The organism is Pseudomonas sp. GW821-FHT02B10, assembly GCF_059421865.1.
This window is the reverse complement of record NZ_JBWKVU010000001.1, coordinates 315,379-336,122: the sequence shown is the minus strand read 5'-3', so window position 1 is coordinate 336,122 and position 20,744 is coordinate 315,379. Positions and strand designations below refer to the sequence as shown.

The window sequence follows — 20,744 nt, the reverse complement described above, 5'->3', positions numbered from 1 at the left end:
AAGCAAAAACCCCGTTCAGTGGGCAACTTTTGCCCTCCCGCCGTCAGCCTGCTCTACGCGCATCGGCTCATCCCCGCTATACTTCCCGGCTTTTCCTGAATAAATGCCAATAGGGTCCCGCCGCGCATGGATAAGACCTACCAGCCGCACGCCATTGAAACTTCCTGGTACCAGACCTGGGAGTCAGAGAATTACTTCGCCCCGCAAGGCGCGGGCGACTCGTACACCATCATGATTCCGCCACCGAACGTCACTGGCAGCCTGCACATGGGCCATGGCTTCAACAACGCAATCATGGATGCCTTGATCCGCTTCCGCCGCATGCAGGGCCGCAACACCCTGTGGCAGCCGGGTACCGACCACGCCGGTATCGCCACCCAGATGCTGGTGGAGCGTCAGATCGAAGCCCAGGGCCTGAATCGTCACGATCTGGGTCGGGAAAAATTCCTCGAGAAAGTCTGGGAGTGGAAAGATCAGTCCGGCGGCAACATCAGCCGTCAGATCCGCCGCCTGGGCTCGTCCGTCGACTGGAGCCGCGAGCGCTTCACCATGGACGACGGCCTCTCCGAAGCCGTTAAAGAAGCCTTCGTGCGCCTGCACGAAGATGGCCTGATCTACCGCGGCAAGCGTCTGGTCAACTGGGACACCAAGCTGCACACCGCGATCTCCGACCTCGAAGTGGAAAACCACGACGAGAAAGGCTCGCTGTGGAACCTGCGCTACCCGCTGGCCGACGGCGCCAAGACTGCTGAAGGCCTGGACTACCTGATCGTTGCCACCACCCGTCCGGAAACCATGCTCGGCGACTCCGCCGTGGCCGTTAACCCGAACGATGAACGCTACAAGGCGCTGATCGGCAAGTTCGTCGAGCTGCCGCTGGTGGGTCGTCGCATCCCGATCATCGGCGACGACTACTGCGACCCTGAATTCGGCACCGGCTGCGTGAAGATCACCCCGGCCCACGATTTCAACGACTATGAAGTCGGCAAGCGCCACAACCTGCCGCTGCTGAACATCTTCGACAAGAACGCCGAAGTGCTGCCGGCCGCCCAGGTGTTCAACCTGGACGGCACGCTGAACGAAAGCATCGACGGTAAGATCCCGGCCGAGTTCGCCGGTCTCAACCGCTTCCAGGCGCGCAAGGAAATCGTCGCTGCGTTCGACGCCGCCGGCCTGCTGGTCAGCGTCGACGACCACGCCCTGAAAGTGCCGAAAGGCGACCGCTCCGGCACCATCATCGAGCCGTGGCTGACCGACCAGTGGTACGTCTCCACCAAGCCCCTGGCCGAGCCGGCCATTGCCGCCGTGGAAGACGGCCGCATCGCCTTCGTGCCAAAACAGTACGAAAACATGTACTTCTCCTGGATGCGCGACATCCAGGACTGGTGCATCAGCCGCCAGCTGTGGTGGGGCCACCGCATCCCAGCCTGGTACGACGAGTCGGGCAAGGTCTATGTAGGCCGCGACGAAGCCGAGGTGCGCGCCAAGCACAACCTCGGGCCTGAGGTTGCACTGCAACAGGACAACGACGTCCTCGACACCTGGTTCAGTTCGGGCCTGTGGACCTTCTCCACCCTGGGCTGGCCGGAGCAGACCGAATTCCTCAAGACCTTCCACCCGACCGACGTGCTGGTGACCGGTTTCGACATCATTTTCTTCTGGGTCGCCCGGATGATCATGCTCACCATGCACCTGGTGAAGAACGAAGACGGCACGCCGCAGGTTCCGTTCAAGACCGTGTACGTCCACGGCCTGGTTCGCGACGGCCAGGGCCAGAAGATGTCCAAGTCCAAGGGCAACGTCCTTGACCCGCTGGACATCATCGACGGCATCGATCTGGAAACCCTGGTGCAGAAACGCACCACCGGCATGATGCAGCCGCAACTGGCGAAGAAGATCGAGAAGCAGACCCGCCAAGAGTTCGCCGACGGCATCGCCAGCTACGGCACCGACGCCCTGCGCTTCACCTTCTGCTCGCTGGCGTCCACCGGCCGCGACATCAAGTTCGACATGGGCCGCGTCGAAGGCTATCGCAACTTCTGCAACAAGATCTGGAACGCCGCGCGCTACGTGCTGGACAAGGGCGAAGACTGCGGTCAGAACGGCGAAGCCTACGAGCTGTCGCTGGCCGATCGCTGGATCATTTCCCAGCTGCAGCGCACCGAAGCCGAAGTGACCCGCCAGCTGGACCAGTTCCGCTTCGACCTGGCGGCCCAGGCGCTGTACGAGTTCATCTGGAACCAGTACTGCGACTGGTACCTGGAATTGTCCAAGCCGGTACTGTGGGACGAAAACGCGCCGGTCGAGCGCCAGCGCGGCACCCGCCGCACCCTGGTGCGCGTACTGGAAGTGGCGCTGCGCCTGGCCCACCCGTTCATGCCGTTCATCACCGAAGAAATCTGGCAGCGCCTGGCGCCGCTGGCCGGGGCCGAAGGCAAGACCATCATGCTGCAGCCTTGGCCGGTGGCCAATGAAGCACGCATCGACAAGGCGGCCGAAGACGACATCGAATGGCTCAAGGGCCTGATGCTCGGCACCCGTAACATCCGTGCCGAAATGAACATCGGTCCGGGCAAGCCACTGGCGTTGTTCCTGAAGAACGTCAGCGCCGAAGACCAGCGTCGCCTGAGCGAAAACGAGACCCTGCTGAAGAAGCTGGCCAAACTCGAATCGATCACCGTGCTGAAGGCCGGAGACGAAGCACCGCTGTCCGCCACCGCCCTGGTCGGCGAGATGGAAGTGCTGGTGCCGATGGCCGGACTGATCGACAAGGGTGCCGAACTGGCGCGCCTGGACAAGGAAATCCAGCGTCTGCAAGGCGAAGTCCAGCGGGTCGGCGGCAAGCTGTCCAACGCCGCCTTCGTCGACAAGGCCCCGGCCGAAGTCATCGACAAGGAACGCGCCAAACTGGCCGAGGCCGAACAGGCCCTGGGCAAGCTGGCCGAGCAGCACGCACGGATCTCCAGCCTGTAACGGCGATTCGAGCGGTAAAAAAAAGGGAGCCCTGCAAAGGGGCTCCCTTTTTTGTGCCTGACCGACAGGCTTGGCGCTTCTGTAGGAGCGCAGCTTGCTGGCGATAAAGGTAACGCGGCGTGCCAGGAATAACGCTTCGCGGGCAAGCCTCGCACCTACAGAGGCCACGCGGCCTGGGCAGATATGGGACAATGCGCGCCACTTTGAGCCATACCCGAACCGATTTCGCCCATGACTGCCCCCCGCCCTCCCAAAGCTTCGCGCATCAAGCCTCAACCTGCAGCTCCGGCCAAGGCCGTCGCGCCACGGGAAAAGGCCAGCCTGCACCCGCGCAATCGCCATCAAGGCCGCTATGACTTTCCCCAGTTGATCAAGAACACCCCGGAGCTGGGGGCTTTCGTGATCATCAATCCCTATGGCAAGGAGAGCATCGACTTCGCCAACCCGGCGGCGGTGCGGGTGTTCAACCGGGCATTGCTCAAGGCGTTCTACGGCATCGCCCATTGGGATATTCCGGTCGACTTCCTCTGCCCTCCAGTCCCCGGTCGTGCCGACTATGTGCATTTCCTGGCCGACCTGCTGGCCGAGCGTAACGAAGGCCTAATTCCCCGCGGCGCGGCGGTGCGGGTGCTGGACATCGGGGTCGGCGCCAACTGCATCTACCCGCTGATCGGCCACTGCGATTACCGCTGGCAGTTCCTCGGTTCCGACATCGACACCACGGCCCTCGCCGCCGCCAAGGCGATCGTCCAGGCCAACGGCCTGACCAAGGCCATCGGCCTGCGCCAGCAGAGCAACCGCAAGCAGATCCTGCTGGGGCTGCTGGAAAGCGACGAACGCTTCGACCTGACCCTGTGCAACCCGCCCTTCCATGCCTCCCTGGAGGAAGCCACGCGCGGCAGCCAGCGCAAATGGCGAGCGCTGGGCAAGGCCGATCCCAAGCGCAAGCTGCCGGTACTGAACTTTGGCGGCCAGGCGGCGGAATTGTGGTGCGAAGGTGGCGAAGCGCGCTTCGTGACCCAGTTGATCGGCGAAAGCGCCCAGGTGGCGCAACAGGTGCTGTGGTTCAGCACCCTGGTGTCGAAAGCCTCGAACCTGCCGGCGATTCAGGCCGCGCTGAAAAAAGCTGGAGCCCTGGAGAGCCAGGTGGTGGAAATGTCACAGGGGCAAAAACAGAGCCGCTTCGTCGCCTGGACCTTCAAGGACAAGGCACAGCAACAGGCCTGGCGCCAGGAGCGTTGGGTTCAAAAGGGATAGATACGAGGGGCAAAACGGCGATTTACCTTGCGTAAATCGTTGCGGCCTTAGAGCCTGAAAACCGTGCCCGGAAGCGTTCCGAGGCACGGTCTTACTGCAGTCTTACTTGTTGATCGAGTCGGTCAGGCCTTTAGCCACAACCAGCTTGATAACTTTCTTGGCAGCGATTTCGATGGCAGCGCCAGTCGATGGGTTACGGCCAGTACGGGCAGGACGCTCGGTCACTTTCAGTTTGCCGATACCTGGCAGAGTGATTTCGCCGCCATTTTCCAATTGATCAGCAACGATCTGGGCCAGTTGGTCCAGAGCGTTACGCGCGGTGGTTTTCGGCGCGTCGATAGCTTCAGCGATATCAGCGATCAGTTGGTCTTTAGTAATAGCCATTGTGGTGTTCCTTCCCTATCAAATTCATTTGGATTGCAGAGTGCAGTGTCAGCCATCGAGCCAGATCTTGTGGATCTGGCACCCCGGTCACAACCACGAAAGATCGGGGTTATAGATACCGAAATCAGGGTTTGGTTCGACCTGACAAATGCTGAATGCACGCTTAACGCCGAGACATCGCGTAAGACGGGGCAAAACTAGCACAGAGACGGGGAAATATCCGCCTCTACCTAGCCATTTGGTCAGCTTTATTGCTCTAAATCCGTAAAAAAATGCATAAGCTTGACCCAGGCCGCCTTCCACACCCTTCAAACAGCGCCAAAACCAACGGGTGCGGTACACTGGGCACTTTTTCGGGGAGTCACGCCCTCTCCCGCCAACCAGCCGAGAAGCCCATGCCGATCCGCCATTGCATCGTCCACCTGATCGACAAAAAACCCGACGGCACACCCGCAGTTCTGCACGCCCGCGATTCCGAACTGGCTGAATCCGCGGCCATCGAGAACATGCTCGCCGATCTCAACGAAAGCTATAACGCCAAACAGGGCAAAGCCTGGGGTCTGTTCCACCCGGAGTCCGGCGCGTTTCCCTTCAGCGGCTGGCTGAAGGAATACCTCGATGGCGGCCAGGACTTCACCGCCTTCAGCCGCGTCGCGGTCGAGCACCTGCAAAAGCTGATGGAAGAATCCAACCTGTCGGTCGGCGGCCACGTGCTGTTCGCCCACTACCAGCAAGGCATGACCGACTACCTGGCCATCGCCCTGCTGCACCACAGCGAAGGCGTGGCGGTGACCGACGAGCTGGACGTGACCCCGTCGCGCCACCTGGACCTGGGCCAGCTGCACCTGGCCGCACGGATCAACGTCTCCGAGTGGCAGAACAACAAACAGTCGAAACAGTACATCTCGTTCATCAAGGGCAAGAACGGCAAGAAAGTCTCGGAGTACTTCCGCGACTTCATCGGCTGCCAGGAAGGCGTCGACGGCCCGGGCGAGACCCGTACCCTGCTCAAGGCGTTCAGCGACTTCGTCGAAAGCGAAGACTTGCCGGAAGAGTCCGCCCGGGAAAAGACCAAGGCCCTGGTGGACTACGCCAGCAGCCAGGCCAAGCTCGGCGAACCCGTGGGCCTGGAAGAACTCTCGGAACTGATCGACGAGGACCGCCCCAAGGCGTTCTACGATCACATCCGCAACAAGGACTACGGCCTGTCGCCGGAAATCCCGGCGGACAAGCGCACCCTCAACCAGTTCCGCCGCTTCACCGGCCGCGCCGAAGGCCTGTCCATCAGCTTCGAGGCGCACCTGCTGGGCTCGAAGATCGAGTATGACGAAGAGGCCGGGACCCTGATCATCAAGGGCCTGCCGACCCAACTGACCGATCAGCTCAAGCGCCGCAACTGATGTTGCAGGGCGTGCTGAAGAAATTCCTGCTGATCCTGCTGGTGGTCGTGGCGTACCAGAACTGGGGCAAGCTCGAGCACCTGTTCAACCCCTCGCAGGCCGCCTCCGAGCAGGTCCAGGCCAATGCCCGGGTGGTGCTCTACGCCACCGACTGGTGTGGCTACTGCAAGGCCACCCGGCGCTTTCTCGATCAGAAGGGCATTGCCTTTCGCGAGTTCGATATCGAGAAGGATGCCGAGGCGCGCAAGGCCTATACCGAGTTGGGCGGCGCCGGAATTCCGATCCTGGACGTCAATGGCACCTTGATCCGTACCTATGACCCCGACGGGATCATGGCGGCGTTGCAACGCTAAACGCATCGCGAGCAAGCTCGCTCCTACAAGGGCCGAACAACCTCTGTCGGAACGAGCTTGCTTGCGATAGACCTGCCGCCTTATAGCGCCTCGATACGGAACCCGAAACGCGGGAAGTGCACATGCACCAATCCGCCGCGTGGGTCTTCGCGGCGCAGGATCAGCTCCTCGCGCCCGGCAAATAGCAACTCCCCTTCCACCGGATCGACGCCATAGTCGGTCGCCGCGATCCGCACCTGCTGGCCAGCCTGGAAACCGTTCGGGTCTATGAAGGCTTCATCCGGCAAGGCTGCCGGTGTAGCCCTGCGCGCCACTTCGAGTGCCTCTTCGGAAGTCATGGCACTCGAAGCACCATGACCGAACCCCAGTACCCGGGCCAGCCACGCCGACACCGCCGGATAGGCGTCCACCAGCGGCGCAGTCACCGGCGTGCCCTTGAGGAACCACAGGGGGTGGGCCATGGCAAAGTCGGCAATCGACGGCTCACCGAACAGGAAGTCGCCCTCCTCACGCTGCAACTGCAGCTCCAGGCGCGCCATGAGCGTCGGCCATTGATGCTTGGCCAACTCCAGCGGCACACGGGTGGAACTGCCGCCGCTGAACAGCCCGGCGCGGTCGGTCATGAAAGCCTTGACCGCTTCCGGCGGCAAATGGCCGAAACGCACGGCCGCCGACTCCGGCTGGAACACCAGGCTCACCGTATGCTGGAACACCACCGCATCGGCCCAGGCCGCGAAGGTCGCGCTGACCATTTCCCGGCCTTCGGGAAACAGTGCCGGCGAGGCCTTTTCCTGCTCCAACCGCCGGGCGATCAGCGCCGTGTCGCAATAGATATCGGCACCGACCTGCAACACCGGGGTCTTGCGATAACCACCCGTCAGCGCGGTGAGATCGGGTTTGGGCATCACCGGCGAGATCTTCACCGAGCGCCAGGACAAGCCCTTGAAGCCTAGCAACAGGCGGGCTTTTTCCGCGAAAGGCGAGGTCGGGTAATGATGCAGAATCAACTCTGACATGCTGGGGTCCACCGGATAAGTAGGAAGAACCAGCTTAGCGTGCAAACGCCTGGCAGCCCACCGCTCTGCCTGATGGCAACGTATCAGTCAGTTTGATAAGCCACGACGGCCGAGGCCACCAGGCACTCCTTGGCGCTTTTCCGGAGTTTCTTGATCAACCGTTCCTGGCGCAGGGCTTCGCTCTTGTCGCGGCAGGCTTCGGTGTAGACCAGCGCGACGGCCGGGCTGGAGAGGAAGAAGCGTGCGCCCTTGCCGCTCTGGTGCTTGGCGAAACGCTTGACCGGGTCGTCGCTGATGCCGCAATACAGGGCGCCGTTGGCGGCGCGCACCAGGTAGACAAACCAGGGTTTGCTCACCACAGAGACAGGCTCGGAATCGCTGGCGGGGGATGGGCTGGGGCGGGTCACGGTGATCGCGGCGTGTGGATAACAAGCCGCGATCTTACCAGAGGCGAAGACTCAACGGCCGGCCTGGAAGGCTTTCAGGCCTTTGCGGGCCTGGGCGCGCACGGCGTTTTTCAGCAGCGGGGTCCAGCCGAGGATCAGGCCCTTGGTCCCCAGGGCCTGGCGGGCCCAGCGCCACATATTGAAATGATCGTGGTGCTCGCAGATCTTGCCGTCACGGAACACGAAACGCGCCTGGATATCGTTGACCACGGTATTGCCAGTCTGGCTGAACAGGTAAGTCGCCACCCAGTGGGCTTCGCCGCTGCGCTGGTCAGCGCGGACCTTGTCGAAGACCAGGGAGAAATCCTTGGCCCGGGTGGTGAGCATGCGCCACATGTCAGCGGCATCGCGGCCGCGCAGTTCGCCGAACGCCGGATCACTGAACAGCACGTCCTCGGTGTAGCAGGCGGCCATGGCCTCGGCATCCAGGCGCTGGAAGGCGCTATAGAACTCAGTGATCAAGGCGCAGTGGGCGTCACTCATGAAACAGGCTCCGACTCGGGGAAAGATGCCTGCACGATAGTCTGCAAACCCGGGAAACACTATCGGCATTCGCCGCGCAAATACCGACAGTGGGTTGGCTCAGATTTTTTCGCTTTCGACCTGCACATAGAGCGAGCGCCCGGCCCCCAGGCCGGCGACTATGGCCCCCAGGCCGATCACCGCGAAAATCCAGCCCAGGGCCGTCCAGCCACCGGTCCAGTCGTGCACCAGGCCGACCGCGAACGGCCCCATGGAGGCCAGGGTGTAGCCAAAGCCCTGGGCCATGCTCGACAGATTGGCCGCCACATGGGCGTCCTTCGAACGCAGGACGATCAGGGTCAGCGCCAGGCTGAAAGTACCGCCCTGCCCCACGCCCAGCAGGATCGCCCAGCCCCACAGGCCATCGAGCGGGGCATACAGGCAGCCGAACAGGCCGCCGAGGGTAAGCAGCATCACGACTACGATCGCCAGGCGCTGATCCTTGCCCCGCGTTGCCAGCCAGGGCGCGGCCAGCGAACTGGCGAGCTGGACGATCACCGAGCCGGACAGCACCAGCCCCGCCTGGGTCGGGCTCAGGCCGCGACCGATAAGGATCGACGGCAACCAGCCGAATACGATGTAGGCCAGCGAGGATTGCAGGCCCATGTACAGCGTCACTTGCCAGGCCAGCGGGTCGCGCAGCAAACCGCGCACCCGATAGGCCACATGGTGCACGCCCTGCCGCTTGCCGACCTGGGGCAGCCAGAACAGCGCCGCTACCAGCGCCGGCAGCACCCAGAAGCCGAGGCCCAGCGCCCAGCTGTTATCGAAGTGCTGGCTCAAGGGCACGGTCGCCCCCGCGGCCATCGCCGCGCCCAGGCACAGGGCCATGGTGTAGACGCCGGTCATGGTGCCCGCGTGTTTGGCGAAATCGCGCTTGACGATGCCCGGCAGCAACACCCCGATCACACCGATGCTGGCACCACCGAGGATGCTGCCGGCGAACAGTCCGACGTCTCCCAGGGAACTGCGCAGGATGATCCCGCCTGCCAGCGTCAGCAGGATGCCAAGCACCACGCGCTCGGCGCCAAAGCGCCGCGCCAGCACCGGGGCCAGCGGCGCGAACAGGCCCAGGCACAGCACCGGCAAGGTGGTCAGCAGGCCGGCCTGGGCCGCCGACAGCCCGAGGCTGCGCGACACCTCGCTGAGCAGCGGCGCCATGCTCGACAGTGCCGGACGCAGGTTCAGCGCCACCAGGATCAGCCCCAGCAGCAACAGCCACGGGTGACTCGGCGCCGGGTGACTCTGCTGGACCTCGGCATCGTCGGCTTCGGCGTCGATCAACAACTCTTCGAGCTCGGCCTCGCGTCGAGGGACAGCAATAGGTGGCGGGTTATTGGCCTGGTGGCTGGACATGGTGCTCTCGGTCTCAAGGTTCATTGATCAACTGCCGGGAAATGGCCTTGGCCCGCTCCGGGTCGCGCTGCTCGACGGCGTCCAGCAGGTCGATGTGCAGATCGAACACCGCCTGGCGCCGGGGATGGATGCTCAGGGTCTGGCGCAGTTGCGCGCCGACCACGCTGGAGAAATAGCGGTACAGCTCGCTGAGGGTGGGGTTATGCGCGGCGTCCACCAGGCGCCCGTGAAACACCAGGTCGCAGGCGATATAGCTCTCCAGATCGCCGTGATAGTGATCGCCGCTGAGAGCCAGGGCTTCGCGCAACGCCAGCAGGTCCTGGTCGGTACGCCGCAGGGCCGCCAGGCCGATGGCCTCCGTCTCGATGATCTGCCGGGTTTCGCGCGCCTGCTCCAGGGAGCACTGGGACAGGGCCTTGAGGGTGTCCAGCGGATCGACCACCGCACGCAGGTAACTACCGTCGCCCTGGCGAATCTCCACCAGGCCGGAAAACGCCAGGACCCGCATGGCTTCGCGCACGGTATTGCGGCTGATGCCCAGCTCCGCCGCCAGCTCCGGCTCGGTCGGCAGGCGCTGGCCGATGCTCCATGCACCGTCATTGATGCGCTGGCGCAGCTGTTCCAGGGCCTGATCGACCAGGGAACGTTTAATCAAAGGAGAATTTTCTGTCATGTGCTGTCGCCTTTTCATCCAATCATCGGATGAATTTTTTTGGCATATTAGTCAGCTTCGCATGGGTGAACAACAAAGCCGATGCATGCATGTAGCAAGCGGAAAGGAAATCCGATTGCTAAAAAAACCCTTTAAGGGTAATTTCATCTCGACTCCAGGTGTCTTATGGAAAAGCACACACCTCATTACGACCTGTCGGTGATCAAGGCGGATGTCGCCCGGCTGGGGGCAGCCGCCTTTACCCGAACCGCCCTGGTCAGCGGCCGGCATCTCGGCCTGACCTGCCGGGACATGCAGCAGGTGATTGCCGGGCTGCAGGGGAAAATGCTCTACAAGTCGATGACCAGCTATCTCGATCATCGAATCTGGCAGGACGTGTATTACACGCACATCGATTCCGTGGAGCTGTACATCAAAGTCACTTACCGCCCCGGCGGCGGTCCCCCAGTGATCTCCTTCAAGGAGAAACACCCATGAAACAAAGACAATGCGTCAGCTGCGGTGCCCCGGCCGGCATGCAGCCGTTCAACAATCGCAGCGAGCTGATCGATTACAAGCACCTGTTGCGGCAAATCGACGGCCTGGATGGCTGGGAGTGCCAGGCCTGTGGGGAAGTCGAATTCGACCCGGCCAGCGCCGAACGCTACGCCAGCGCCGGCGACCAATTGCTGGAAGATTGCCGGCAGTTCATGGCCAGCGAGATGAAACGCATCCGCCGCAAGCTGCACCTCTCGCAGAAGGATGCGGTAAAGCTGCTCTCCGGCGGCGGGCACAACGCCTTCTCCCGCTACGAACGCGGCGAGGTCGCCCCGCCCCAGCCGCTGTTCATGTTGATGCGCCTGCTCGATCGTCATCCGCAACTGATGGCCGACGTGCAGGCACTCAGCGAACAACAAGCGCCCGCGGCCGACAACGATCCGCACCAGGCACGCAGCGCGACGTCGTGAAATCCCAGGCAAAAATAAACCCGGCGCCAGGCCGGGTTCATTTTCAAGACGGTACCTGGATCAGTGCAGAATCTGGCTCAGGAACAGCTTGGTCCGCTCGTTCTGCGGGTTGTCGAAGAAGTCGTTAGGCGCGGCCTGTTCGACGATTTCACCCTTGTCCATGAAGATCACCCGGTTGGCCACGGTGCGCGCGAAGCCCATTTCGTGGGTCACGCAGAGCATGGTCATACCGTCTTCGGCCAGGCCGATCATGGTGTCCAGAACCTCTTTCACCATTTCCGGGTCGAGGGCTGACGTCGGCTCGTCGAACAGCATGATCTTCGGCTTCATGCACAGCGCCCGGGCAATCGCCACGCGCTGCTGCTGACCGCCGGAGAGCTGGCCCGGGTACTTGTTCGCCTGCTCCGGAATGCGCACGCGCTCCAGGTAATGCATGGCGATTTCCTCGGCCTTGCGCTTGGGCATCTTGCGTACCCACATCGGCGCCAGGGTGCAGTTCTGCAGGATGGTCAGGTGCGGGAACAGGTTGAAGTGCTGGAACACCATGCCGACTTCACGGCGGATCGCCTCGATCTGCTTGAGGTCGTTGGTCAGCTCCACGCCATCGACCACGATGCGGCCCTGCTGGTGTTCTTCCAGGCGGTTCAGGCAGCGGATGGTGGTGGACTTGCCCGAGCCCGAAGGCCCGCACAGGACAATACGCTCGCCCTGCTTGACGTTGAGGTTGATGTCCTTGAGCACGTGGAACTGGCCGTACCACTTGTTCACGCCCTGCATCTGAATAATGCCTTCAGGGCTCACAGGCTTTTTGATCGCTTCACTCATGGAGATACTCCTAACGCTTGTGGCCTGTGTCCAACTTACGCTCCAGATGCATGGAGTAGCGGGACATACCAAAACAGAAAATCCAGAACACCAGGGCCGCGAAGACATAGCCTTCGGTGGCCATGCCCAGCCATTTCGGGTCGGCGGCAGCTTGCTTCACGCTGTTGAGCAGGTCGAACAGGCCGATGATGATCACCAGGCTGGTGTCCTTGAACAGGGCGATGAAGGTGTTGACGATGCCGGGGATCACCAGCTTCAGGGCTTGCGGCAGGATCACCAGGCCCATGCTGCGCCAGTAGCCCAGGCCCATGGCCGCAGCCGCTTCGTACTGCCCCTTGGGAATCGCCTGCAACCCGCCGCGCACCACTTCGGCGATGTAGGCCGACTGGAACAGGATCACCCCGATCAGCGCCCGCAGCAGCTTGTCGAAGTTCATGCCTTCGGGCAGGAACAGCGGCAGCATCACCGAGGACATGAACAGCACGGTGATCAACGGCACGCCACGCCAGAACTCGATGAAGGTCACGCAGACCACACGAATCGCCGGCATGTTCGAGCGTCGCCCCAAGGCCAGCACGATGCCCAGCGGCAAGGCGCCGGCGATGCCGACGGTGGCGATCACCAGGGTCAGCATCAGGCCGCCCCACTGGCTGGTGGCGACGTTGGCCATGCCAAACAGGCCGCCATGCAGCAGGAAGTAGGCAATGATCGGGTACAGCACCAGGAAACTCAGGCCATAAATGGCCTTGTGCGGAACCCGGGCGATGAACAAGGGCGCCACGCCAATCACCGCCAGCCACACGGTCAGGTCCACGCGCCAGCGCAGGTCCGCCGGGTAGTAGCCGTACATGAACTGGCCGAAGCGCTGCTGGATGAACACCCAGCAGGCACCCTCCTTGGTGCAGTCGGCGCGGGTGGTGCCCACCCAGTTGGCGTCGAAAATCGCCCAGCTGAGGATCGGCGGCACCACCAGGTAGATCAGATAGAAGGCAAACAGGGTCAGCAGGGTGTTGATCCAGCTGGAGAACATGTGTGCCCGCATCCACGCCACGATCCCGATGCTGCTGCTCGGCGGTGGCATGTCGGGTTTGAAAGTATGAGTGCTCATGCGCGTTTCCTCACCGCTCGATCAGCGCAATGCGCTTGTTGTACCAGTTCATCAGCAGGGAAATGCTGATGCTGATCGCCAGGTACACGCTCATGGTGATGGCAATGACTTCGATGGCCTGGCCGGTCTGGTTGAGCACGGTACCGGCGAACAGCGAAACCATTTCCGGATAACCGATACCCGCCGCCAGGGACGAGTTCTTCGCCAGGTTCAGGTATTGGCTGGTCAGCGGCGGAATGATCACCCGCAGGGCTTGCGGGATGATCACCTTGCGCAGGGTCGGACCGTTGCGCAGGCCGAGGGAGCGGGCCGCCTCGGTCTGGCCGTGGCTCACCGACTTGATCCCCGAACGCACGATCTCGGCGATGAACGCCGCGGTGTAGACGGTCAGGGCCAGGGTCAGGGCCAGCAGTTCCGGGATCAGCACCCAGCCACCGACGAAGTTGAAGCCCTTGAGCTCGGGCATTTCCCAGTGCAGCGGAGCGCCGAACACCAGCGTGCACAGCGCCGGGATCACCAGGAGCAGCGCCAGGCCGGTCCAGAACTTGTGGAACGGCACGCCGGTGTCTTCGAAGCGCTTGTTGGCCCAGCGGCACATCAGCACGATGGCGACAATCGCCACCACCAGGCTGATCACGAACGCCCAGAAGCCGTCGGCCACCAGGGCCGCCGGCATGTTCAGGCCACGGCTGCTGACGAAGAAGGTGTCGCCGAAGTTGTGGCTGTTGCGCGGCCCCGGCATGGTCAGGAACACCGCGAAATACCAGAACAGGATTTGCAGCAGCGGCGGAATGTTGCGGAACACTTCCACATACACAGTCGCCAGTTTGCTGATGATCCAGTTCTGCGACAGGCGCGCCACACCGATGATGAACCCGAGGATGGTCGCCAGGATTACGCCGATGAACGTCACCAGCAGGGTGTTGAGCAGGCCGATCACGAACACCCGGGCATAGCTGTCCGCTTCGGTGTAGGAGATCAGGTGCTGAGCGATGCCGAAGCCGGCGCTGCGCTCGAGAAAGTCGAAGCCGGAGGTAATCCCCCGGTGCTGAAGGTTGGTTTGCGTGTTATCGAACAAGTACCAGCCAAGCGAGATCACGGCTACGACAGTAATGATCTGGAATAGCCACGCACGCACTCGTGGATCGCTGAGACTGAGCCTCTGCTTAGGTGCGCCGATTGAGTTTTGCATGAAGTGCCCCGGAAATAATGGAACAAGAACATCACCCGGCGGTTGGCCCGCCGGGCGATAGAACCATCAGCGCACTGGTGGTGCGTATTGAATGCCGCCGTTGTTCCATAGCGCGTTCAGGCCGCGATCGATCTCCAGCGGAGTGCTCTTGCCGAGGTTCTTCTCGAACACTTCGCCGTAGTTGCCGACTTGCTTGACGATCTGTACCACCCAGTCCTTGCGCAGCTTCAGGTCCTTGCCGTATTCACCGTCAGCACCCAGCAGACGCGCAACGTCCGGGTTCTTGGTGGACTTGGCTTCGGCTTCGACGTTCTTCGACGTGATGCCGGCCTCTTCGGCGTTGAGCATGGCGTAGCCCGTCCAGCGGATGATGGCCAGCCACTCGTCGTCGCCGTTACGCACGACCGGGCCCAGCGGTTCCTTGGAAATGGTTTCCGGTAGAACCACATAGTCCTTCGGCGAAGCCAGCTTGCTGCGCTGGGCGAACAGCTGGGACTTGTCGGAGGTCAGCACGTCGCAACGCCCGGACTCCAGCGACTTGGCGCTTTCATCGGAGGTATCGAAGGTGATCGGGGTGTATTTCAGACCGTTGCCGCGGAAGTAGTCGGACACGTTCAGCTCGGTGGTGGTGCCGGCCTGGATGCAGATGGTCGCGCCGTCCAGTTCCTTGGCGCTCTTGACGCCCAGCTTGTTGTTCACCAGGAAACCGATGCCGTCGTAGTAGGTGATGAAGCCCGGGAATTTCAGGCCCATGCCCGCGTCGCGGGAACTGGTCATGGTGGTGTTGCGCGACAGGATGTCGATTTCGCCCGATTGCAGCGCGGTGAAACGCTCCTTGGCGTTCAACTGGCTGAATTTCACTTTGGTCGCGTCGCCGAATACCGCGGCGGCCACGGCGCGGCAGATGTCAGCGTCGATGCCGAGGATCTTGCCGGTGGCGTCCGGTACCGAGAAGCCCGGCAGACCGTCGCTCACACCGCACTGCACAAAGCCTTTCTTCTGCACCGCATCCAGGGTCGCACCCGCCTGCGCGAAGCCGCTCATACCCAGTACCGCAGCGGCCGTAACCACAGCCAGGGTGGATTTCAACATCTTCATTCAAACCTCCAGTTTTGCTCTTGTTGTGTCGGAGCTTGAGTCCTGCCGCACCCTTATGAGGCACTGTTGACCCGTGTTGGCTTTTTATGGGGTCAAGCGGCGTAGGACTTTAGCTATGAGTCTAGTAGGAGAAAATCCATTTAAGAGAAAACCCATACTCACCAAGCGACCGAACGGGCTGTAGCCCTTGCATGTTCGCGAAGCCCGTAGCGGCCACTGGCGAACGTCCATCATCGGATCTTTGCTATCCCACACCCGCCAGTAGCCTGATAGTGTTACCGGCAGGGTGAACGCAATCACTTCACGCAACGGCTATAGCAAAGCCCATACCAGAGTGCCGGCTAAAGCGGTTCAGCCCGGGGTCAAGAGCAAAACTTGCAGCCTTGCGACATCTTCTTCACTGATCAACCGACCGCGCACCTCGATCACGCCCCGCTTGGGCGCGTGCGCACATATTTGGAGCAACCATGACCGAGCCCTTGATTCTTCAGCCCAGCAAGCCCGTCGACGCCTGTGTGATCTGGCTCCATGGCCTGGGCGCCGACCGCTACGACTTCCTGCCGGTGGCCGAAGCGCTGCAGGAAAGCCTGTTGACCACCCGCTTCGTCCTGCCCCAGGCACCGACCCGCGCCGTGACCATCAATGGCGGTTATGCCATGCCCAGCTGGTACGACATTCTGGCCATGAGCCCGGCGCGCGCGATCAACCGCGAACAGCTGGACGAGTCGGCCAAACGCCTGACCGACCTGATCGAAGAACAGCGCGCCAGCGGAATAGACCCTTCGCGAATTTTCCTCGCCGGTTTTTCCCAGGGTGGCGCGGTCGTCCTGCACACCGCCTTCCTTAAATGGCAGGGCCCGCTGGGTGGCGTGCTTGCCCTCTCCACCTATGCCCCGACTTTCAGCGATGAACTGGAACTGTCGGCCAGCCAGCAGCGGATTCCGACCTTGTGCCTGCACGGCCAGTACGACGAAGTGGTACAGAACGCCATGGGTCGCACCGCCTACGAGTACCTGAAACACCATGGTGTCACCGTGACATGGCAGGAATACCCAATGGGCCACGAAGTGTTACCCGAAGAAATTCGCGATATCGGCGCCTGGCTCGGCGAGCGTTTGCGCTGAATCGATAAGTTAGGTAGCCCGTTGAGCAATCCACTACGCCGCGCCCGATTCTTGCATTACACTGCCCGGCGTACATTCCTTAACCAATTGATGAGATGACCGTGCTCAAAGCACTCAAGAAAATCTTCGGTAAAAGCGAGGCTGAGCAGCTCGCGCCAGGCTCCAGCCCATCTTCCTCCAGCCCCAGCAGCCGTACCGACGGCCATCAGCCGGAACGGACCGCGCCCGCCTCCGTGGCCAGGCAAGAGCCGGTGGCCCCAGCCGCCCCGACGGCCCAGACCGCGCCGCGCAGCGACAAGCCCAAGGCCGAACAGCCGCGCCGCCCACGCGCGCCGAAACCACCGGTGAGCACCTGGAAACTGGAAGACTTCGTCGTCGAACCGCAGGAAGGCAAGACCCGCTTCCACGACTTCAAACTCGCGCCGGAACTGATGCACGCGATCCACGACCTGGGTTTCCCCTACTGCACGCCGATCCAGGCGCAGGTACTGGGGTTCACCCTGGCCGGCAAAGACGCCATCGGCCGCGCCCAGACCGGTACCGGCAAGACCGCCGCGTTCCTGATCTCGATCATCACCCAGCTGCTGCAGACCCCACCGCCGAAAGAGCGCTACATGGGCGAGCCGCGGGCGCTGATCATCGCGCCGACCCGCGAACTGGTGGTACAGATCGCCAAGGATGCGGCCAGCCTGACCAAATACACCGGTCTCAATGTGATGACCTTTGTCGGTGGCATGGACTTCGACAAACAGCTCAAGCACCTCGAAGCCCGGCATTGCGACATTCTGGTGGCCACCCCGGGCCGCCTGCTGGACTTCAACCAGCGCGGCGACGTGCACCTGGACATGGTCGAAGTGATGGTGCTGGACGAAGCCGACCGCATGCTCGACATGGGCTTCATCCCCCAGGTACGCCAGATCATTCGCCAGACCCCGCCGAAAAGCGAACGCCAGACCCTGCTGTTCTCCGCCACCTTCACCGACGACGTGATGAACCTGGCCAAGCAGTGGACCACCGACCCGGCCATCGTCGAGATCGAAGCCGAGAACGTGGCCAACGCCAACGTCGAACAGCATATCTACGCGGTGGCCGGCGCCGACAAGTACAAGCTGCTGTACAACCTGGTCAACGACAACGGCTGGGAACGGGTCATGGTCTTCGCCAACCGCAAGGATGAAGTACGGCGCATCGAGGAACGCCTGGTACGCGACGGCGTGAACGCCGCCCAGCTGTCCGGCGACGTGCCGCAGCACAAGCGCATCAAGACCCTGGAAGGCTTCCGTGAAGGCAAGATACGCGTGCTGGTGGCCACCGATGTCGCCGGGCGTGGCATCCACATCGACGGCATCAGCCATGTGATCAACTTCACCCTGCCGGAAGTGCCGGACGACTACGTGCACCGTATCGGCCGCACTGGCCGGGCGGGCGCCGACGGCGTGTCCATCAGCTTCGCCGGCGAGGACGACTCCTATCAGTTGCCGTCGATCGAAGCGCTGCTGGGTCGCAAGATCAGTTGCGAAATGCCGCCGACCGAGCTGCTGCGCCCCGTGGAGCGCAAACGCCCGAAAGCCTGAGCAGCATCGTTGTAGGAGCGAAGCTTGCTCGCGATGAACGATAACGCGCGGTGTCAGCAATGACGCCTCGCGGGCAAGCCTCGCTCCTAAAGATACAAGCCTGCTCGCAAAAAACGCAGCCCGACCACAGGCTGCGTTTTTTTTCGCCTGGATATTGCCCAACAAAACTAAAAGTCCATAATGGACAAATTAGTTTATCTCTTGGGAGCACCCGCATGTCCAGCACGCCTTGCGTGATTACCCAGCCTCAAGCCCGCCAGTTGCTGGCGCAGGTCGACGTGCCGCAGGTTTTGCGCAAGCTGTTCCACGACTTGGCCGCCGGGCTTGCCGTGCAGCCGGCGCAGCAACTGGTGGAGTTTCCCCAGGGCGCCGGAGACTTTATCAACTACCTGGGCGTGCTGGCCGAAGAGCGGGTCTACGGGGTCAAGACCTCGCCCTATATCGTCCGCGCCGAAGGCCCGCTGGTCACCGCCTGGACCCTGCTGATGTCCATGGACAGCGGCCAGCCGCTGCTGCTCTGTGACGCTGGCGAACTGACCACCGCGCGCACCGCGGCCACCACCGCCGTGGCCGTCGACGCCCTGGCGCCGGCCGACGCCAGGTACCTGGCGATCATTGGCAGCGGCCCCGTGGCCCAGGCCCACCTGCATTACGTGCAAGCCCTGCGCGAGTGGCAATCCATCCGCCTGTACTCCCCTGGCCTGGCCGGAAAATCCATCGAGGACATCGCGCGCCTGAAGGCCCTCGACCCGCGCCTGCAGGTCGCCAGCCAGCTCGATGACGCCCTGCAGGACGCCGACGTCATCATGCTCTGCACCTCCTCCGCCGGCCCGGTGATCGACCCGCACACCTTGCGCAAGCCGGCGCTGATCACCTCCATCAGCACCAACGCGCCACGGGCCCATGAAGTGCCGCCCGCCGCGCTGAAGGACATGCAGGTGTATTGCGACTATCGTCAGACCACCCCCGGCTCGGCCGGCGAGATGCTGATCGCCGGCGAACGGCATGGCTGGGACAAGGCGGCGATTCTCGGCGACCTGCCCGAACTGCTCAGCGACCTGGCGCAACGACCGGAGCCGGGGCGCCACGTGTTCTTCCGCTCCATCGGCCTGGGCCTGGAAGACATCGCCCTGGCCAATGCGCTGTACCGCTTGCAGTGCACTCACTAAATACCAATGGAACACCAGCTGGCTCGCGATCGACGGCCCCGAGCAAACCACGGTGACAGGCTCAGGATCGATCGCGGGCAAGCCTCGCTCCTACAGACGCGCGTTATCCCCTTTTTTGGAGGCTCGAATGACCCAGGCAGACTTCATCATCATCGGCGGCGGCATTGCCGGTGCCTCCACCGGCTACTGGCTGTCGCGCCATGGCCGGGTACTGGTGCTGGAACGCGAATCGCATCCGGCCTACCACTCCACCGGGCGCTCCGCGGCGCTCTATACCGCCGCCTATGGCACACCCCAGGTACGCGCCCTGACCCTGGCCAGCCGGGACTTTTTCGATGCCCCCCCGCAAGGGTTCTGCGAGCACCCGCTGCTGACCCCGCGCGGTGAAATGACCGTGGACTTCACCGGCGACCCCAGCGAGCTGAACAACCAGTACCTGAGCGCCAAGGCCACGGTGCCGGAGATGCAGCTGCTGAGCGCTGACGAAGCCTGCGCGCGCCTGCCGATCCTGCGTCGCGAGAAGGTCCACGGCGCCCTCTACGACCCAAGCGCCAGCGACATCGACACCGACGCCCTGCACCAGGGTTACCTGCGCGGCATCCGGCGCAACCAGGGCGAGGTGCGTACCGACTGTGAAGTGCTGGGGCTGAGCCACGACGAACAAGGCCAATGGCAGGTACAGACTGCCGGCCAGACCTTCAGCGCACCCATCCTGATCAACGCCGCCGGCGCCTGGGCCGACCAGGTCGGCGCCATGGCCAGCGCCCGGCCCCTGGGCCTGCAGCCGAAACGCCGCGCAGCCTTTATCTTCGCCGGCCCCGAAGGCGTCGATATCCACCACTGGCCGATGCTGGTGAGCCTCGACGAATCCTTCTACATGAAGCCCGACGCCGGCATGTTCCTTGGCTCGCCGGCCAACGCCGACCCGGTGGAGCCCCACGATGTACAGCCGGAAGAGCTGGACATCGCCATGGGCATCTACCAGATCGAAGAGGCCACCACCCTGACCATTCGCCGCCCGACCCGCACCTGGGCCGGCCTGCGCAGTTTTGTCAGCGACGGCGATCTGCTGGCCGGCTTCGACCCCCAGGTACCGGGCCTGTTCTGGGTCGCCGCGCAAGGCGGCTACGGCATCCAGACCTCGCCGGCCATGGGCCAGGCCAGCGCCGCCCTGGTGCGTGGCGAAGCCTTGCCGGAGCAGCTGGCGCGCTTTGGCCTGGACGCCGCCATGCTCTCCCCCGCCCGCCTCAGCTGACCCCGCGCAGTGACGCGCCCCAACGATTGCGGCACACTCGCAGCGCCCTGCCTCGCAGGGCGCTGACACCGC

Annotated in this window: 20 protein-coding genes; 10 read left to right on the top strand and 10 right to left on the bottom strand. The window is 62.8% G+C overall.

Annotated features, from left to right (window positions below; translation table 11 throughout):
• Positions 1-126 precede the first annotated feature (126 nt).
• Both AC07VU_RS01510 and rlmF read left to right on the top strand, forming a co-directional pair.
• The gene (locus AC07VU_RS01510) at positions 127-2,973 is read left to right on the top strand and encodes a valine--tRNA ligase (protein WP_495029443.1); all 2,847 of its coding nucleotides are present in this window, start codon (positions 127-129) and stop codon (positions 2,971-2,973) included.
• A gap of 231 nt (positions 2,974-3,204) precedes the next feature.
• Positions 3,205-4,230, top strand: coding sequence for a 23S rRNA (adenine(1618)-N(6))-methyltransferase RlmF (rlmF, locus tag AC07VU_RS01505; RefSeq protein ID WP_495029442.1), 1,026 nt, complete (start codon positions 3,205-3,207; stop codon positions 4,228-4,230).
• Between the two features lie 102 nt (positions 4,231-4,332).
• Here rlmF and AC07VU_RS01500 read toward each other — a convergent pair whose 3' ends face one another.
• Entirely contained in the window at positions 4,333-4,614 is a 282-nt protein-coding gene (locus AC07VU_RS01500) for an HU family DNA-binding protein (RefSeq protein WP_007932138.1), read from the bottom strand.
• A 395-nt stretch (positions 4,615-5,009) separates the two neighbouring features.
• Here AC07VU_RS01500 and yejK point away from each other — a divergent pair, with 395 nt between their 5' ends.
• The gene (gene yejK / locus AC07VU_RS01495; RefSeq protein WP_007932136.1) at positions 5,010-6,014 is read left to right on the top strand and encodes a nucleoid-associated protein YejK; all 1,005 of its coding nucleotides are present in this window, start codon (positions 5,010-5,012) and stop codon (positions 6,012-6,014) included.
• Positions 6,014-6,367, top strand: coding sequence for a glutaredoxin domain-containing protein (locus AC07VU_RS01490; RefSeq protein ID WP_495029441.1), 354 nt, complete (start codon positions 6,014-6,016; stop codon positions 6,365-6,367). Before yejK ends, AC07VU_RS01490 begins: the two co-directional genes overlap by 1 nt.
• An 80-nt stretch (positions 6,368-6,447) precedes the next feature.
• Here AC07VU_RS01490 and AC07VU_RS01485 read toward each other — a convergent pair whose 3' ends face one another.
• The 5 genes from AC07VU_RS01485 to AC07VU_RS01465 all read right to left on the bottom strand — a co-directional run bounded on the left by AC07VU_RS01485 (position 6,448) and on the right by AC07VU_RS01465 (position 10,380).
• Complete coding sequence (locus tag AC07VU_RS01485; RefSeq protein WP_495029440.1) at positions 6,448-7,383, bottom strand: glutathione S-transferase family protein; 936 nt, start codon at positions 7,381-7,383, stop codon at positions 6,448-6,450.
• A gap of 83 nt (positions 7,384-7,466) precedes the next feature.
• Complete coding sequence (locus tag AC07VU_RS01480) at positions 7,467-7,790, bottom strand: GIY-YIG nuclease family protein (protein ID WP_274305604.1); 324 nt, start codon at positions 7,788-7,790, stop codon at positions 7,467-7,469.
• 51 nt (positions 7,791-7,841) lie between these two features.
• Entirely contained in the window at positions 7,842-8,312 is a 471-nt protein-coding gene (locus AC07VU_RS01475; RefSeq protein WP_274305603.1) for a nuclear transport factor 2 family protein, read from the bottom strand.
• A gap of 99 nt (positions 8,313-8,411) precedes the next feature.
• Positions 8,412-9,731 carry a CynX/NimT family MFS transporter gene (locus AC07VU_RS01470; protein WP_495029439.1) on the bottom strand — a complete coding sequence of 440 codons (1,320 nt, stop codon included), beginning with the start codon at positions 9,729-9,731 and terminating at the stop codon, positions 8,412-8,414.
• The gene (locus AC07VU_RS01465) at positions 9,721-10,380 is read right to left on the bottom strand and encodes a FadR/GntR family transcriptional regulator (RefSeq protein ID WP_274305601.1); all 660 of its coding nucleotides are present in this window, start codon (positions 10,378-10,380) and stop codon (positions 9,721-9,723) included. Before AC07VU_RS01465 ends, AC07VU_RS01470 begins: the two co-directional genes overlap by 11 nt.
• Positions 10,381-10,545: 165 nt before the next feature.
• Between AC07VU_RS01465 and AC07VU_RS01460 the strand changes: the two genes are divergently transcribed.
• A complete protein-coding gene (locus AC07VU_RS01460) occupies positions 10,546-10,857 on the top strand; it encodes a type II toxin-antitoxin system MqsR family toxin (RefSeq protein WP_009042289.1) in 312 nt (103 codons plus the stop codon).
• On the top strand, positions 10,854-11,327 hold the full coding sequence (locus AC07VU_RS01455; RefSeq protein WP_277587908.1) for a type II toxin-antitoxin system MqsA family antitoxin: 474 nt from the start codon (positions 10,854-10,856) through the stop codon (positions 11,325-11,327). Before AC07VU_RS01460 ends, AC07VU_RS01455 begins: the two co-directional genes overlap by 4 nt.
• 60 nt (positions 11,328-11,387) lie before the next feature.
• On the opposite strand, the gene AC07VU_RS01450 is transcribed toward AC07VU_RS01455, so the two are convergent.
• From AC07VU_RS01450 to AC07VU_RS01435, 4 genes are all read right to left on the bottom strand, one after another.
• Entirely contained in the window at positions 11,388-12,152 is a 765-nt protein-coding gene (locus AC07VU_RS01450) for an amino acid ABC transporter ATP-binding protein (RefSeq protein ID WP_007932116.1), read from the bottom strand.
• 10 nt (positions 12,153-12,162) lie between these two features.
• Positions 12,163-13,260, bottom strand: a complete 1,098-nt coding sequence (locus AC07VU_RS01445) for an amino acid ABC transporter permease (protein WP_007932114.1) — start codon at positions 13,258-13,260, stop codon at positions 12,163-12,165.
• 10 nt (positions 13,261-13,270) lie between these two features.
• On the bottom strand, positions 13,271-14,452 hold the full coding sequence (locus tag AC07VU_RS01440; RefSeq protein WP_495029438.1) for an amino acid ABC transporter permease: 1,182 nt from the start codon (positions 14,450-14,452) through the stop codon (positions 13,271-13,273).
• A 66-nt stretch (positions 14,453-14,518) separates the two neighbouring features.
• Positions 14,519-15,550 carry an amino acid ABC transporter substrate-binding protein gene (locus AC07VU_RS01435; protein ID WP_007932108.1) on the bottom strand — a complete coding sequence of 344 codons (1,032 nt, stop codon included), beginning with the start codon at positions 15,548-15,550 and terminating at the stop codon, positions 14,519-14,521.
• Positions 15,551-16,017: 467 nt separating this feature from the next.
• Between AC07VU_RS01435 and AC07VU_RS01430 the strand changes: the two genes are divergently transcribed.
• The 4 genes from AC07VU_RS01430 to AC07VU_RS01415 all read left to right on the top strand — a co-directional run bounded on the left by AC07VU_RS01430 (position 16,018) and on the right by AC07VU_RS01415 (position 20,672).
• On the top strand, positions 16,018-16,674 hold the full coding sequence (locus AC07VU_RS01430) for an alpha/beta hydrolase (RefSeq protein ID WP_007932106.1): 657 nt from the start codon (positions 16,018-16,020) through the stop codon (positions 16,672-16,674).
• 95 nt (positions 16,675-16,769) lie between these two features.
• A complete protein-coding gene (gene rhlB / locus AC07VU_RS01425) occupies positions 16,770-18,248 on the top strand; it encodes an ATP-dependent RNA helicase RhlB (RefSeq protein ID WP_007932105.1) in 1,479 nt (492 codons plus the stop codon).
• 215 nt (positions 18,249-18,463) lie between these two features.
• Entirely contained in the window at positions 18,464-19,417 is a 954-nt protein-coding gene (locus AC07VU_RS01420) for an ornithine cyclodeaminase family protein (RefSeq protein ID WP_495029437.1), read from the top strand.
• A 127-nt stretch (positions 19,418-19,544) separates the two neighbouring features.
• Entirely contained in the window at positions 19,545-20,672 is a 1,128-nt protein-coding gene (locus AC07VU_RS01415; protein ID WP_495029436.1) for an NAD(P)/FAD-dependent oxidoreductase, read from the top strand.
• The last annotated feature ends 72 nt before the right edge of the window (positions 20,673-20,744 follow it).